The organism is Rhodococcus sp. NPDC079359 (assembly GCF_040702585.1).
GTDB lineage: Bacteria > Actinomycetota > Actinomycetes > Mycobacteriales > Mycobacteriaceae > Rhodococcoides.
In genome coordinates, this window is sequence record NZ_JBFBLH010000007.1 from 198,039 (window position 1) to 213,600 (window position 15,562).

Annotated in this window: 14 protein-coding genes and 1 riboswitch; of the genes, 10 read left to right on the forward strand and 4 right to left on the reverse strand. The window is 64.6% G+C overall.

Annotated features, from left to right (window positions below; all coding sequences use genetic code 11):
- Positions 1–8: 8 nt before the first annotated feature.
- The 4 genes from AB0362_RS18100 to AB0362_RS18115 all read left to right on the forward strand — a co-directional run bounded on the left by AB0362_RS18100 (position 9) and on the right by AB0362_RS18115 (position 4,176).
- Positions 9–1,253: an aconitase family protein gene (locus AB0362_RS18100; RefSeq protein ID WP_149407071.1), complete on the forward strand. Its 1,245-nt coding sequence runs from the start codon at positions 9–11 to the stop codon at positions 1,251–1,253.
- Complete coding sequence (locus tag AB0362_RS18105; protein WP_317549197.1) at positions 1,250–1,798, forward strand: 3-isopropylmalate dehydratase; 549 nt, start codon at positions 1,250–1,252, stop codon at positions 1,796–1,798. The genes AB0362_RS18100 and AB0362_RS18105 overlap by 4 nt, the downstream gene beginning before the upstream one ends.
- The gene (locus AB0362_RS18110; RefSeq protein ID WP_317549198.1) at positions 1,795–3,114 is read left to right on the forward strand and encodes an MFS transporter; all 1,320 of its coding nucleotides are present in this window, start codon (positions 1,795–1,797) and stop codon (positions 3,112–3,114) included. Before AB0362_RS18105 ends, AB0362_RS18110 begins: the two co-directional genes overlap by 4 nt.
- 81 nt (positions 3,115–3,195) lie before the next feature.
- A complete protein-coding gene (locus tag AB0362_RS18115; protein WP_317549199.1) occupies positions 3,196–4,176 on the forward strand; it encodes an NAD-dependent epimerase/dehydratase family protein in 981 nt (326 codons plus the stop codon).
- Positions 4,177–4,356: 180 nt separating this feature from the next.
- Here the strand turns inward: AB0362_RS18115 and AB0362_RS18120 are convergent, their stop codons facing one another.
- Complete coding sequence (locus tag AB0362_RS18120; RefSeq protein WP_149406825.1) at positions 4,357–4,923, reverse strand: TetR family transcriptional regulator; 567 nt, start codon at positions 4,921–4,923, stop codon at positions 4,357–4,359.
- A gap of 119 nt (positions 4,924–5,042) precedes the next feature.
- Here AB0362_RS18120 and AB0362_RS18125 point away from each other — a divergent pair, with 119 nt between their 5' ends.
- The gene (locus AB0362_RS18125) at positions 5,043–6,626 is read left to right on the forward strand and encodes an MFS transporter (protein ID WP_094640520.1); all 1,584 of its coding nucleotides are present in this window, start codon (positions 5,043–5,045) and stop codon (positions 6,624–6,626) included.
- 65 nt (positions 6,627–6,691) lie between these two features.
- Here AB0362_RS18125 and AB0362_RS18130 read toward each other — a convergent pair whose 3' ends face one another.
- From AB0362_RS18130 to AB0362_RS18140, 3 genes are all read right to left on the reverse strand, one after another.
- Positions 6,692–7,444: a GTP pyrophosphokinase family protein gene (locus tag AB0362_RS18130; protein WP_068282717.1), complete on the reverse strand. Its 753-nt coding sequence runs from the start codon at positions 7,442–7,444 to the stop codon at positions 6,692–6,694.
- A gap of 422 nt (positions 7,445–7,866) precedes the next feature.
- A complete protein-coding gene (locus AB0362_RS18135; protein WP_094611554.1) occupies positions 7,867–8,022 on the reverse strand; it encodes a DUF6131 family protein in 156 nt (51 codons plus the stop codon).
- Positions 8,023–8,115: 93 nt separating this feature from the next.
- Positions 8,116–10,065, reverse strand: a complete 1,950-nt coding sequence (locus AB0362_RS18140) for a DEAD/DEAH box helicase (protein WP_317549200.1) — start codon at positions 10,063–10,065, stop codon at positions 8,116–8,118.
- A 48-nt stretch (positions 10,066–10,113) separates the two neighbouring features.
- Between AB0362_RS18140 and AB0362_RS18145 the strand changes: the two genes are divergently transcribed.
- The 5 genes from AB0362_RS18145 to AB0362_RS18165 all read left to right on the forward strand — a co-directional run bounded on the left by AB0362_RS18145 (position 10,114) and on the right by AB0362_RS18165 (position 15,558).
- Positions 10,114–10,827, forward strand: a complete 714-nt coding sequence (locus AB0362_RS18145) for a type 1 glutamine amidotransferase (protein ID WP_317549201.1) — start codon at positions 10,114–10,116, stop codon at positions 10,825–10,827.
- 9 nt (positions 10,828–10,836) lie between these two features.
- The gene (locus tag AB0362_RS18150) at positions 10,837–12,015 is read left to right on the forward strand and encodes an alpha-hydroxy-acid oxidizing protein (RefSeq protein WP_317549202.1); all 1,179 of its coding nucleotides are present in this window, start codon (positions 10,837–10,839) and stop codon (positions 12,013–12,015) included.
- Positions 12,015–13,310: an alpha-amylase family glycosyl hydrolase gene (locus AB0362_RS18155; RefSeq protein ID WP_317549203.1), complete on the forward strand. Its 1,296-nt coding sequence runs from the start codon at positions 12,015–12,017 to the stop codon at positions 13,308–13,310. Before AB0362_RS18150 ends, AB0362_RS18155 begins: the two co-directional genes overlap by 1 nt.
- 74 nt (positions 13,311–13,384) lie before the next feature.
- Positions 13,385–13,477, forward strand: a riboswitch (TPP riboswitch).
- Positions 13,478–13,526: 49 nt separating this feature from the next.
- Entirely contained in the window at positions 13,527–14,288 is a 762-nt protein-coding gene (locus AB0362_RS18160; RefSeq protein WP_317549204.1) for a 3-oxoacyl-ACP reductase, read from the forward strand.
- 1 nt (position 14,289) lies between these two features.
- A complete protein-coding gene (locus AB0362_RS18165) occupies positions 14,290–15,558 on the forward strand; it encodes an LLM class flavin-dependent oxidoreductase (RefSeq protein ID WP_317549205.1) in 1,269 nt (422 codons plus the stop codon).
- The last annotated feature ends 4 nt before the right edge of the window (positions 15,559–15,562 follow it).

A 15,562-nucleotide genomic window follows, 5' to 3' on the forward strand; every position in this document is an offset into this window, starting at 1 on the left:
CACTGACGATGGTCGAGAAGATCCTCGGCCGAACCTGTGATGCCGATGTGGTGCACGCTGGAGAGAATCACGCCGTCCGGCCCGCTCGCATGATTGCCTACGATTTCCCCGGCTACACCGACGTGATGTTCCGGCAGATGCGCGAGGACTTCGGCATCACCGAACTCGACGACCCATCTCGCTACGTCGTCTTCATCGACCACATGCTCACCAAGAAGAACGCCAAAGAGCAAGAGGTGCATCAGGTCACGCGAGACTGGTGCGAGTTCTACGGCATCGAGCTGCACGAGGGCCGAGGCATCGGCCACCAGCTCACTGCCGAACTCGGACTCGCGACGCCAGGAGACTTTCTCGTCCACTTCGACGGGCACATCAGCGGAATCGGTGCCTTCGGTGCACTGGGTTGGGGCATCCGTCGGGATCTGATCGAGGCCTGGGTGACGGGACAGCTGTACGTCGACATCCCGGCCACCACACGGTTCGACCTCGTGGGTGAGTTCGGTGCCGGCGTCGACAGTCGCGATCTCGTTCACACGATCATCGACCTGGTCGGTGCCGACGGATGTGCCCATCAGGTGATGGAGTTCGGTGGTCCCGGAGCGCGGTCGATGAAGATCGACCACCGCCAGGGTCTCTGCGGAATGGCGATGTTCACCGGTGCGGTCTCGGCGATCTTCGAACCCGACGAACTGTCTCTCGCCTACGCCCACGACGTCGCCCGGCAGGCGTTCACCCCCGTGCTCCCCGACGAGGGTGCCACTTACGCGGCGCACCACACCATCGACCTGTCGACCATCGTTCCGCAGGTGGTGCAACCCGGTTCGGCTCGCGCAGCCAACACCCACACCGCTGCCGATCTGGCCGGAATCCCGATCACGAAGGCGTTCATCGGATCCTGTGCCAGCGGCCGCATCGAGGACCTGCGCGCTGCTGCACTGGTGCTCGACGGGCGGACCGTCGCCCCCGGCGTCGAGTTGAACGTGGTACCGACCTCCCAGAAGGTGCATGATCAAGCCGAAAGCGAAGGGCTGCTGGACATCCTGCGGTCAGCTGGTGCACACATCGCGGTGTCGAGCTGCGACTTCTGCTTCGGATACCAGAAGCCCCTCGCGGCCGGCGAGAACTGTATCTCCACCGGGGTGCTCAACATCTCCGGGCGAATGGGTAGCTCCGACGCCAACATCTACATGGGTTCGCCCTTCACCGTCGCGGCCAGCGCCCTCGCCGGGACGATCGCGCAGGTGGGGTCGTGAGCGCCTACCCGCCTCCGCCCGACGTCATCAACGGTGCGGTCGCGTGGATATTCGGTGACGACTTCGATATCGACCTGGTCGTGGGCGTTGCGAACATCAAGTCCTACGACCCCGATCATTTGAGGTCGGTCTGCATGGCGGCGTACGACCCGGAATTCGTGGATCGAGTTCGACCCGGAGACATCATCGTCGGTGGGCGGAACTTCGGCTACGGACATCCGCACTATCCGCCGATGGTCGCGCTGCGCAACCTGGGCATCAGCGCCGTTGTGGCGGAATCGTTCTCGCCTGGATTCTGGCGTGGAGAGACCTTCAACGGTATGCCCCTGATCACCGTTCCCGGGATATCCGACGCGGTGGCCGTTGGCGACGATGTCAGACTCGACTGGCGTCGGGCCGAGGTGTCGAAGCAGGACGGCACCACGATCACCGGCCATCCACCGAATGCCCGAACCGTCGCCGTCATCGAAGCGGGCGGTTCGTACGAACTCCTTCTCTCCGAACACCGAAGCAAGCAACCACTCACAGAAGGATCAGCGCGATGACGAACACCGAACACTCCCGCGCAGGAGTTGCACCGCCCAAGGCGGACACCACGACCGCGCGTCGAGCTGCGCTGGCCGGAGGTGTCGGTACGCTCATCGAGTACTACGACTTCGCGGTCTACGGCTTCCTCGCCGTCATCATCGCACCGCTGTTCTTTCCATCCACCAGCCCAGGCGTGTCGATTCTCGCGACCCTGGCCGTGTTCGGCGTCGCCTATGTCGCCCGTCCGCTCGGCGGAATCTTCTTCGGTCGGCTCGGAGACCGCAAGGGTCGTCGGCACGCCCTCGTCATCACCGTGGTGTGCATGGGTGTTGCCTGCGGCATTCTCGGACTGCTGCCGACGCACTCGAGTGTCGGGGTGCTGGCCCCCGTTCTGCTGGTCATCATCAGGCTCGCCCAGGGATTCTCGGCAGGTGGTGAGATCGGCGGTGCCGCAACCTACATCGCCGAGTCGGCACCGCCGAACCGTCGAGGATTCTTCGGGTCCTTCACGCCGGTGGGATCGACTCTCGGCTTCGCCGTCGCCGCAGCCGTCGTCGGGCTCGTGGCTCTGATCACGACCGACGAACAAATGTCGTCGTGGGGATGGCGCATCCCGTTCCTGCTGGCTCTGCCCCTGGCCTTCGTATGCCTCCGTGTGCGGCTCAAGCTCGAAGACAGCCCCGAGTTCGAGGAAATGGCAGCCAAGAACGAGGTCGCCAAGAGCCCGTTGAGCGACGTGGTGAAGAAGCAACCGTGGTCGGTGCTACGCGTCGTCGGCATCGCGATCGCCATGAACGGATCCGGGTACATCGGACTGACCTACTTCAGCGTGTATCTGATCAACGACCTCGGCTTCTCGAAAGACTCGGTGTACTGGACGTCGGCTGTGGCAATTGCATTGGCCTGCGCCACATTTCCGCTGAGTGGGATGCTCACCGACAGATTCGGCCGCAAACCGGTGCTGCTGTTCGGCTATGTGGCCTACGTGATCATTGCGCTGCCGGTGTTCATGATTCTCGGTGCCACGTCGAGCATTCTCGTCGTCGGCGTCGTCTACTTCGTCTACATGGTGCTCAACGGCTTGGTGCAGGTCCCGGCTTTCCCGCTGTTCACCGAACTCTTTCCTCGGGCAGTTCGCTACACCGGAGTGTCGTTGGGCTTCAACATCGGAACGATCGCGGCAGGTGGAACGGCACCCTACGTGGCGGCACAATTGGTCGAATCGACCGGCAATGCCATGTCACCGGCGTACTGGGTCATGGGCGTGTGCGTCATCGGTGTAGCGACGGTACTGACCATCAAGGAGACGGGACACAGCAAGCTTCCTGTGTAGCCCGAGCCGCTCTGCTGTCAGCAGAGATCCGAACCGGGCGTTCGGCAGAACGGACGGACTGCTCACCGGCACACTGGATTCATGAAGCTATTGGTCCTCGGTGGCAGCGACTTCGTGGGGCGAACTGCCGTCGAACATGCTCTCGATCTGCAGTGGGACGTCACGGTACTCAATCGCGGCACAACCGCGTCGGATCCTCGTGTCACACAACTTCGGGGAGACAGACGCTCGCCCGACGGACTGAATGAGATCCGAGAAGGTAACTGGGACATAGTCTTCGACACCTGGTCGTGGGAACCGGACGTGGTGGCACAGTCGGCGGCGCTGCTCGCCGGTCGAGTCGGTAGCTACATGTATGTCTCCAGCCGTTCGGTGTACGACGCCCCGCAAGCGGGAGCTACCGAGACCTGGCCGACGGTGCAGGGACCTGGCGAGGACTATGCGCGATGCAAGCTCGGCGGCGAGCAGGCCGTAGTCGCCGGCTTCGGTACTGATGCGTTGCTGGTTCGCGCCGGTCTGATCCTGGGACCCTACGAAAATATCGGTCGACTTCCCTGGTGGCTGAACAGAATCGAGCACGCCGGGGATGTGCTTGCGCCCGGTCCGGTCGATCTGGCACTGCAGTACATCGATGCCCGTGATCTGGTCGCTTGGAGTCTGGACGCTGCCGCCCGGGGTCTCGGCGGGGCATTCGACGTGGTGAGTCGGCCGGGTCACGCCACGATCGGCGAGCTTCTGCAGTGCTGCATCGACGCCACCCGGTCCGACGCACGCTTGTGCTGGGTGGAGCCGGACGTGCTCCGCACTGCAGGTGTGCAGCCGTGGACGGAGCTCCCGATCTGGATTCCGCCGGGCGCGGATCATGATTCGCTGCATGCATCCGACGTATCGAAGGCATTCGCCGCGGGGCTTCGGACGCGACCGATTCAGGAGACCGTCGCGGACACGTGGACGTGGCTGCAATCGCTGAAAGGTCGATCGCCGATGAGGAGTGATCGACGACCAGTCGGGCTCTCGGCAGACCGTGAAGCGGCGATTCTGGCGGCCTGCGGGCTCATGTGAGTTGGCGAGGTACGCGTAGGGAACAGATGCGCGCGGAATTGTCAGACGCGTTCGGAATCGTCAACGGATCGGTGTCGAATTCGCGCGCGTATGGCGAACGCGCGCGCGTTTGCGGGAAAATCGGCCCGCTACCCAACTATTCGTAACTCTTCACTCGAAGCTAGATGTCGATAGACATTGCTACGGAGTGCAGAGTCGTCGGACCGCTGCTTCGATTTTCGACGCCCGACGCTGGTGTTCGGCGTCGTCGACGGGTCCGCAATCACTGCCGGGCGCGGTCATCCAGGCCGAGGTGATGCCGAAGATCATGGTGAACAGGTCGTCGACGGTGAAGGCGTCGGAGATCAGTCCGTTCTGCTGCGCGGCCGCCATGGCGTTTCGTCGCTCGGCGATCACCGCATGGATGTCGTCGGCACCGGCGACCGCTGTGCCGCCTTGAAGTTGCGTCCACAGCAGCAGTCGGTGCTCCTGGGGATTCGCGGCGAGGTGCAGATATTCGCGCGCGGCGTATCCCCCGAGATCGTCGACGGTGAAGGGAACCGACTCCAGGAAGCGCGCGAATCCGTCTTCCACGACGGCCCGGAACAGTGCTTCCTTGTCTCCGAAGTATGCGTACAGGCGTTCCTTGCTCGCCTTGGCCGAGACCGCGATGCGATCGACCCGTGCCCCGGCCAGGCCGTGCTCGGAGAATTCTGCGCGGGCAGCGACGACGATGCGGGCGCGGGTGGCGCTTGCGTCAGGCTTCATGGCGGCCACCCTACCGCCAACCAACTAGTTCGTTTGACAGTCGGTCCATCGTCGCTTACCTTTTCGGTCGGGACATTTTTCGTGCCCAGAGAATCAACGAGTACGAGTGGGGTAGAAACATGTCGCAGGTCTCCGAACACGGGGCGCTGGCCGAGAATCCGAATTACGAACGCCGCTGGTTGGTGCTCTGCATCGTCGCCATCACGCAGCTCACGATCGTGTTGGACGGCACCATCGTCAACATCGCCCTGCCGCAGGCGCAGATCGACCTCGGCATCAGCGACACCAGCCGCACCTGGGTGATCACCGCATACGCGCTGGCGTTCGGCGCGCTGCTGCTGCTCGGTGGTCGAATCGCGGACTACTGGGGCCGCAAGCGCTCGTTCATCGTCGGCATGGCCGGCTTCGCCGTTGCCTCCGCCGTCGGCGGACTCGCCCAAGAGGGCTGGCAGCTGTTCATCGCACGCGCAGGTCAGGGCGTCTTCGCTGCACTGCTCGCACCCGCAGCGCTGGCGATCCTGACGGTCACCTTCACCGACACCAAGGAGCGCGCCAAGGCATTCGGCGTGTTCGGCGCGATCGCCGGTGGCGGCGCAGCCGTCGGACTGCTCCTCGGTGGAGTGCTCACCGAGTACGCGAACTGGCGCTGGTGCCTGCTCGTCAACATCCCCGTCGCCATCATTGCGATCGCCGCCGCAGTCCCGCTGGTCAAGGAGAGCAAGGCACACGGCGACACCCGCTACGACCTGCCCGGAGCGATCCTCGTCGCGCTCGGACTGGCCTCGCTGGTCTACGGCTTCACCGAAGCCGAGGACGGCTGGGCGACGGTACCCACCATCTCCTTCATCGCTCTCGGCCTCGCGCTGCTCGCCGCGTTCGTCGTGGTCGAATCCAAGTCCGCCAACCCGCTGCTCCCCCTGAGCGTTCTGCTCGACCGCGACCGCGGTGCCGCATACATCGGGTCGGCCGTCATCGGTGCAGCACTGCTCGGTGGCACGTTGTATCTGACCTTCTACTTCCAGATCGTGCTCCAGATGAGCCCGGTCATCGCCGGTGTCGCGTCGCTGCCGATGACCGGCGGAATCCTGATCACCGCCGCGATCGCCTCGGCACTCGTACCGAAGATCGGGCCCAAGCCGATGATGGCCGTCGGGCCCGTCGTCTCGGCGATCGGCCTGCTGCTGCTCACGCAGATCGGCGTCGACACCTCGTACTGGACGCACGTGCTCCCCGGAGTCGTACTACTCGGGCTCGGTCTCGGCCTGCTGATGGTGCCGATGCAGAACGTCGCTCTCATCGGCGTCCCCGATCACGATGCGGGTGCCGCATCCGCGCTGATCAACGCGACGCTTCAGGTCGGCGGCGCACTCGGCGCAGCGGTGTTCACCACGGTGTACACCTCGTCGAAGACGACGTTCCTCGCCGAGAACCCGGCACCGACGCCGCCCGCAGGAGTTCCTGCGGAGGCTCTTGCCGGCCAGGAAATCCCCAGCGACGAGATGCTGGCCGCGCTACCGGAACCGATCCGCAACTTCGTGCTCGCCACCATCGATCACGCTTTCGCAGCCGAGGTGTCGGGCTACGCGTGGGCCTTCGGAACCGCCGCGATCCTGGTCGCGTTGGTGTGCCCGGTCGTGCTGGTACTGGTCCGTGCCAAGAAGGACGACCTGCCAGTCGGGGACACTCCGGTCCACATCGGCTAGCGCATACGAGAACAGAACCCCGCTGCTCGCCCGTCGAGCAGCGGGGTTTTTCGTTGTGGTGACCGTCAAGCCCGATCGGGGTCGATCGCCTCGGCCTGCGCCGTGAGCAGCATGTGCAGCAACTCGGGAGGCAGAGCCATGGGCGGCAGCGCGCCGAGAGCGATGGAGTTCTCCGCCTCGCCGCCCAGCTCGACCACCTCGTCGTGCAGGCTTTCCATCTTCTCGTCGAGCTTGTTGGCGCTCTCGGCCGCCTCGGTCAGCTCCGCCAACAGAGTCTCCGGAATCTGCCCGCGATACTTGTAGAAGATCTTGTGCTCGAGGCTCGCCCAGAAATCCATCGCGATGGTTCTGATCTGCAGTTCGACGAGGACCGGCTGGACGCGATCGGACATGAACACCGGAATCTCGACGATCAGATGCAAGCTCTTGTAGCCGTTGGCTTTCGGGTTCGCGATGTAGTCCTTGATCTCGACGACGCGCACGTCGCTCTGACTGCTGAGCATGTCGGCGATGCGGTAGGTGTCGGAGATGAAGCTGCAGGTGATGCGCACTCCGGCGACGTCGAAGATGTTCTCGCGAATCGCATCGAGAGTCAGGGCGCACTTCTTCCGCTGCGCCTTCTCGAAAATGCTCTCCGGAGTCTTCAACCTCGACGAGACGTGCTCGATGGGGCTGTACCGGTGAATGTGGGTGAATTCCTGCTTCAAGATGTTGATCTTCGTGATCAGCTCGTCGATCCCGAACTTGTAGCTCATCATGAATCGCGTGAAATCTTGTCTCAGTTGACCCAGATCGACGACGGGCTCACTGTTGTTCATACCGTCGATTGTCCACGACGGGCGACTGTGTTCGCGCAGCGCGGGAATCGAAGCTGGCGTCACTGCACGAGTTGCGTAGCTCCGGCGTGAACAGCACGACGCCACAGCGTTCGCACTGATGGGTGCGGTGATGTCCGCGGTCGCACGAACAGGCCCGTGAACCCACCAATACCGAACCGGCGACGAGTGGATGGCCGTTGGTGCAGCGAGAAGGCGCTCGTTCTGCCCACCGATCGCCGACGCGATAGAGCGATCCGGCAACCGGGTCGGTGTCGCGCTCGTCGGATGCCATCGCGCGCAACCGCCTTCGACACTGTCTACCGTCCGATATGGACCGCCCGAAGTGGCTCCGCTGGCCGCATCGCCAACTTCGGGGGCCCGCTCAGACTAACAGAAATCGAACGTGTGTTCTAACTCGTAGGTCAAAACCACGTCTTGCGGCCACCGACTGCGCGCCCCATCGAACCGAGCAACGTCAGAACCGCGCCGACGACGACAAGAATGATGCCGATGGTCGTCAAGATCGAGATGCCGGCGAAATAGCCGATGAGGGCGAGGATGATTCCGAGAACGATCATGACTACTCCTGGTGCCACTGTGAGCCCGCTACCGACGAATTGCCGATGGGACCGAACCTACTCGGGCGCGTGGACGATTGCTCACAATTGTCGCTATTTTCCGGCGTCCACTTTCGCGGCGAGAAACGCCTCCGGGTCGATGAGATCCGCCTGCCCGACGATCGATCCCAGGTCAGCGATACGTTCGATACCGGTCAGCACCATCTCTTCTTCGACCGTGCCCTCGGCGTAGCCGTAGTAGCAGGTCGACGTCGTGTGGTTGTGGTCCTTGTCTATTCGGTTGGCCCGGCCCTCGATCTGCCGAATGTCGATGGGCGTCCACCGGGGATCGTGAATCAGCGTCACGCGTGGTGCGAGGGTGGAAACCGTGCCCTCCGGGAGCAGTAATTCGTTGGTGTGCAGGTTGATCGCACTGGTGGTTGTCGAGACGATGACCGACGCGTCGCCGGTTTGAAAGCGTCTGATCGACGCCTCCTGATCCGGGCTGCTCATACTCCCGTCGACGACCGCGACCTCGAGGCCCTCGTCCCGAAGCGTCTGCGCCAACGCCGCCACCGACTCGCGGTAGAACATCGAGACGAACACCTGATTGCCGGCCTTGACCCAGGTGCGCACCTGATCGGCCGACGCGGGAATGCGTAGGTACGAACACTTCTGGCGGAATCGCAGGGTCGCGGCACGAGTGCTCGGGTTCTTCTGCAGCACGCGCTTGCCGCCGACGGCCTTCCAGATCGGTAGCCCGACTTCCTTGCGGTAGTCCACCCACGCCGAGTTGTACAGCCGCTTCTGCGCGGCGGTGAGTTCCTGGCCGAGCGGCTCGCGTGGGGTCGGCGGCGAGGGGCGCGAAATCGACCACGGCACAGCACCTCCCGACAGCCACCCATGTACGGACGCGATATCGCGGGCGCGTCGGGCCGCGTCCTCGGGCTCCCACCGCCACGTCGTCAATCCCGTCGTCGCCTTGCCTGCCTTGACGGCGAACCCCGATTCGATGAGGAACTCGGCCCACTTCATCGTCACCGCATAGCCGAGATACTCGTCGTCGCCGAGGATCTCGACCCCGCGGCTGCGCTCGACGGCCCTCGCCATGTAGGCGAAGTGCAGCGGCTGATAGCCGGGAGTGGCAGACATCCACACCACCGAGCGCGCCGCCTCCTGATACCGCCAGAGGATCTGCGACTGCTGGGATTCGATGTTCATCAACGCATGCGATTCGTCGGCGATCACCACGTCGATGTCGAACCGCAGTTCACCGAGCGAGATGGTCCGCTTGTTCTGTGTCCGTTTACGTTTGCCCAGATCGGTCTCCGGCGGCACCGACAGCAGCTTCTTCGTCGACTGATACGTGATCAACAGCCAGCGTTTGCGATCGGACGGCTCGATATCGGCCTCGCTGTCGGCAATGGTTCGACGCCATCCCGGCAACGCGCCCTTGGGCGCAACCACCAGTACGGTCCCGATCTCGGCCGCCGACATCTGCCGAACGGCCTCGCATACCGCGAGCGTCTTGCCCAGACCCGTCGAATCCATCTGCGCGAAGTACGGGAACCCGGCCTCGAGGGCAGCGAGATGCCGTCGTACCGATTCGAGCTGCGTGTCGCGAGGCTGCATCGCACGGTCCCGAACCACCTCGTCACGCCATGTTTCGTTGGCGTCGTCCTCGAGCCACCGCTGCAGGCTGTACGGCATCGACTCGTACGGCTGCAGATACTCCGGCAACGCGGTGCCGTAGTACGCGAAGACCCGCGGACCCGGGTACCAGCGCGCCCCGGCCGCACCCGCCGCCGACCTGTCCTCGAACGGCACGTCCAACACCCAGACCCGCTCCCCGGGATCGGGAACCCGGAGATCCGGTGCTGCAGCCTTGCGGGACGAGGTCTTGCGCGGAGCCGCTCTCTTGCGTGGTGCGGCCTTCTTCGGGGCAGCTTTCGTCGTTGCAGGCTCGCCGTTCTTCGCGGCCGCGAACTTTCGCGCAGCGCTGCTCTGCCCGGCCTTGACGGTGCGGGCAGTGGTGGATCGGGCTGTGCGTCTACGAGGTGGCATCGGATCCAGTCTGTCGTACGGTGTGCACGAACACCGTAAAGGAGCCCTGTGACATACCCGAACGACCCGCGCGCTGTAGTGCTCGTCCACGATCAGGACCCGGCTCTCGCGCGACGCGACATCGGCACTCTCGACGCCGAGTTACGCACCAGGGGTTTCCAGTTGGACGTGCACTCCTTCGACCACAGCCCAGACCTCGCGCCGCCACCACTGTCCGGCGCACAGCTGCTGGTCGTCATGGGCTCGCCCGACGCCGCGTACGACGACACGCTGGCCTGGCTCGCGCCGGAGATCGCGTACGTCCGGGAGGCGATCGACACAGGGGTCCCGATCCTGGGTGTCTGCTTCGGCGGACAGTTGCTCGCTCGGGTACTCGGCGGCACCGTTCGCAAGTCCGAGCATCCCGAGTACGGATTCGTCGACGTCGAGACGTCCGAGCCCGAGCTCATCGCCCCCGGACCGTGGATGGAGTTCCACGGCGATACGTTCACCGCTCCCCCGCAGGCCACGGTGATCGCCCGCAACGAGTCCGCGCAACAGGCCTTCGTGCTCGGGCCGCACCTCGGGTTGCAGTTCCACCCCGAGATCGACCTCGACACCTACGACGCGTGGGCTGCGGCGTGGGACCGCGACGGCGTCGAACATGCGGTGGACACCCGCGAGATCAGACGAGCGATCGCGGACGCCGAACCTGCAGCTCGGGTGCGTTGCTCGGCTCTGCTCGACGCATTTCTCGCCCGATCCTCGGCGGTGCCCCGGTAGGGTCGAACGATGACCGAGGCCAGGCCCAGCAACTTCAGCGATCACCAACTCGGCATCTACGCCGCCGGGATGTTCGCGCAGCAGACACCGTCGATTACCACCAATCTGGCGAGGCTGGAGGAGCAGGCTGCCGAGACGCTCTCTCCGGAGGCCCTCGGCTACATCGTGGCCAGTGCGGGCAGCGGCTCGACGGCGCGTGCGAACCGCACCGCCTTCGACAAGTGGGCCATCACGCCCCGGATGCTGCGCAGCTCGGCGGCTCGTGATCACGCGTGCACCGTGCTCGGCACCGACATGCCTGCCCCGCTCATGATCGCTCCCGTGGGCATTCAGACTCTCGCGCACCCCGAGGGGGAGCTCGCCACCGTCCGCGCCGCCGCGGAACTCGGTGTGCCGTACATACATTCGACCCAGGCCTCGCACTCGTTCGAGCAGATCGCCGAGGCAGGTGGCGACGCTCCGCGCTGGTATCAGCTCTACTGGCCGACGGACGAATCGGTGTTGCTGAGCTTCCTGCAGCGTGCGAAGGATTCCGGATTCAGCGCGCTGGTGCTGACGCTCGACACGACGCTGCTGGGCTGGCGGCCCGCCGATCTGGACCGCGGTTACCTGCCGTTCCTGGCCAACCTCGGCATCGAGAACTACCTGAGCGACCCGGCGTTCCAGGCCGGCCTGGGGCAGCCGGTCGAGGAGAATCCCGTTGCCGCCGCTATGCATTGGGCGCAGATGTTTCCCAACCCCGGTCTGTCGTGGAAGAATCTGGCGTTCCTCCGGGAGCACTGGAGTGGGCCGATCGTGCTCAAGGGAATCTGCACCGTGGGCGACGCCCGAGAGGCGGCCGCGCACGGGGTCGACGGCATCGTCGTCTCCAACCACGGCGGCCGGCAGATCGACGGGGCCAGAGCGTCACTCGACGCGTTGCCGTCCATCGTAGAGGCGGTGGGCGATGAATTGACAGTCCTGTTCGACTCCGGAGTACGCACCGGAGCCGACATGGCCAAGGCTCTTGCTCTGGGAGCCGATGGGGTGCTGCTCGGCCGACCGTTCCTCTACGGCCTGGCGCTCGGTGGTCAGGAGGGCGTCGCGCACGTATTACGTTGTCTGCTGGCCGAATTCGACCTGGTGACCAGCCTGTCCGGCCATACCGGCGCAGGCGAACTGGGCCGCGACTCGATCATGGAGTCCTGATGGAGTGGACGAAGCACGCCATCTGGTGGCACCTGTACCCGCTCGGCTTCACCGGTGCGCCGGTGCACGGCTGGGACGGTGAATCTCAGGCGGATCTGCACCGGCTGAACAGAATCGAGAACTGGCTCGACTACGCACTCGAACTCGGTGCGTCGGGCATCGCCCTCGGTCCGATCTTCGAGTCCGAGAAGCACGGATACGACACTGTCGACTATTTCCACATCGACGGCAGGCTCGGCACCGACGAAGATATCGACTCCCTGATCGCCGCGGCGCACTCCCGCGGTCTGAAGATCATGTTCGACGGCGTCTTCAACCATGTGGCGCAGAGTTTTCCGAAGTTTCAGGAAGCGCTGACCGAGGGTGCGGACTCCGAGGCCGCGGGGTGGTTCCACCTCGATTGGTCCGGTGAAAAGCCGACGCATCGCAACTTCGAGGGCCACGACGAACTGGTCGCACTCGATCACGAGAGCCCGGATGTGCAGCAGTACGTCGTGGATGTCCTGTCGCACTGGCTCGAGCGAGGCGTCGACGCCTGGAGGCTGGACGCGGCCTATGCGGTATCGCCGCGTTTCTGGGCCGCGGTGTTGCCGAAGGTTCGGGAAAAGCACCCGGACGCATACTTTCTCGGCGAGGTCATTCACGGCGACTACGACCGAATCGTCTCGGCCTCCACGCTGGACTCGGTCACTCAGTACGAGCTGTGGAAGGCCGTCTGGAGCGGTCTGAGCGAGCTCAACTTCTTCGAGCTCTCCCATGCGCTCGAGCGTCACAACGGCTGGCTCGACGCCTTCGTGCCCGCCACGTTCGTCGGAAATCACGACGTCAACCGCATCGCCAGCGTCATCGAGGACGAGCGACATCTGCTGCACGCCTTGGTGGTTCTGTTCACCGTGGGCGGTATGCCGATGATCTACTACGGCGACGAGCAGGCGTTTCGCGGAATCAAGGAGGATCGAGTCGGCGGTGATGACGAGGTGCGTCCGGAGTACCCCGACACGTCCGAGAATCTCGCTCCGTACGGTTGGCCGGTCTACCGAGTGCATCAGGAGCTGATCGCACTTCGGCGTCGCAATCCGTGGCTGTACTCCGCGCGCACCGAGACGCTCGAACTCACCAACACCGCACTGCTCTATCGCGCGCACGCCGACGGCGAATCGCTGACGGTCGCGCTCAACCTCGGTGACGACGCCATCGACTACCCGGTTCAAGGCGACGAGGTGCTCGCAGGCGAAGCGGATCTGCACGACGGGCGGGTGAGCGTCCCGCCGCACGGCTGGGCCGTGATCGGCTGAACGCGTGTATTCGGTTCCATTTGCTTCTCTAGCGTGAAAACAAGACACGGCGAGAAACCGCTACAGGTACAGTCGACCGCGACACGGGGTGCCCGTCAGGGCTGAGAACACACCCGTCGAACCTGATCTGGTTAGGACCAGCGAAGGGAATGTCGTGGCGTTGCGGTATTCCTGTCCCCTCGTGACGGTCCCGACCTCGAACGAGAGGCGAGGCGCATGAAATTCGACGAGCAGACAGTGTTGGTCACCGGCGGTGGACGCGGACTGGGAGCAGCGATCGCCGCGGCGTTCGCCGGCCAGGGTGCCCGAGTGGTGATCGACTACCGCAACAGCAAAGATGCCGCCGAAGCGCTGGCGAACCGACTCGGTGAGAACGCGATCGCGGTCCAGGGTGATGTCACCGACGACGCCGCGGTGGCCGCGCTGTTCGATACCGCGCGTGAGCATTTCGGCACCCCGATCACCACCGTCGTCAACAACGCGCTGGCCGATTTCTCGTTCGACGGAGACGCACGGCCCAAAGCCGACACGATCACCTGGGAGCGTTTCGACGCTCAACTGCGCGGCAGCGTCCGCGCGGCGTTGTTGACCACCCAGGCCGCACTGCCGGGCATGCGCGAGGCGGGGTTCGGACGAATCATCAACGTGGGCACCAACTTGTTCCAGAATCCAGTAGTCCCGTACCACGACTACACGGCCTCCAAGGCGGCGCTGCTCTCGCTGACCCGCACTCTGTCCGCCGATCTGGGCGCAGACAACATCACCGTCAACATGGTCTCGGGTGGACTGCTCCGCACCACCGACGCCAGCTCCGCGACCCCGGCCGAGGTGTTCGATTTCATCGCCGCCTCGACCCCGCTGCAACGCGTCACCACCCCCGAGGAATTCGCCGACGCTCTGCTGTTCTTCGCCTCGCCGTGGGCGCGGTCGGTGACCGGCCAGAATCTCGTCGTCGACGGTGGCCTGGTCAAGGACTGACATGCATCTCAACGCTTTTCTCTACGGTTGCGGCCACCACAGCGCGGCGTGGCGTCACCCCGATTCGCGAGTGGAGGACTTGGGCGATATCTCGTACTACGAGGAACTCGCGCGGCTCGCCGAGCGGGGCAAGTTCGATGCGGTGTTCTTCGCCGACGGTCATTCGGTACGCGACCCGGCCGGGGCAGGCACCTGGTTCCTCGAACCGATCACCGCGCTGTCCGCCATGGCGCGGGCCACCACGCACATCGGCCTCGTCACCACGGTCTCGTCGACGTTCTACACACCGTTCCACGCTGCACGCATGTTGGCGTCGCTCGATCACATCAGTGGCGGCCGTGCTGGTTGGAACGTCGTCACCTCCATGTTCGACGCCGAAGCACGCAACCACGGGATGGACGTCATCCCGGCTCGTGAGGAGCGATATGCCCGCGCCGAGGAGTTCGTGGATACGGCTCGGGCGCTGTGGGATTCGTGGGATGCCGACGCGTTGACGCTCGATCGAAGCGGACACTACGCCGATCCGGCGAAGGTGCACTCGATCGACCACGACGGCAAACACTTTCGGGTCGACGGCCCGCTGACGGTGCCGCGGTCGCCGCAGGGGAAGCCGGTGCTGTTTCAGGCCGGCGCGTCGGGCCCGGGCCGGGATCTGGCCGCGAAGTACGCCGAGGCGATCTATGCCGTTGCCTACGATCTCGTTGCAGCGCAGAGCTATTACAACGACGTGAAGGCGAGAATCCGGCATGCGGGCCGCGACAGCGCGACAGTGGGCATCATGCCGGGTTTGGTGACGTACATCGGGTCGACCATGGACGAGGCTCGCCGCAAGAAGGCCGAACTCGATGAGCTGCTGCCCACGGAGCAGTCACTGGCGATGCTGTCGACGTTCACCGGACAGGACTGTGCTGCCTGGGAACTCGACGCGCCGGTACCGTCCCTGCCTCCGGCGGCCGAGTTCGCCGGACCGCAGGGTCGCTACGAGACGATCCTGCGGATCATCGAGAAGGACGCCCCGACTGTGCGGGAGTTGCTCGGCACCCTCGCTGCGGGCGGCGGCCACGCGACGATGATCGGCACGCCGGAGTCCATCGCCGACGAGATGCAGTCGTGGATCGGCCGCGGTGCCGACGGCTTCAATCTGATGTGTCCGCGCTACCCGGACTCATTGGCGGACTTCGTCGATCAGGTGGTGCCGATCCTGCAGCGGCGCGGTGTGTTTCGCGCCGACTACACCGCGTCGACGCTACGCGGGCACCTGGCCGGGTGATTCG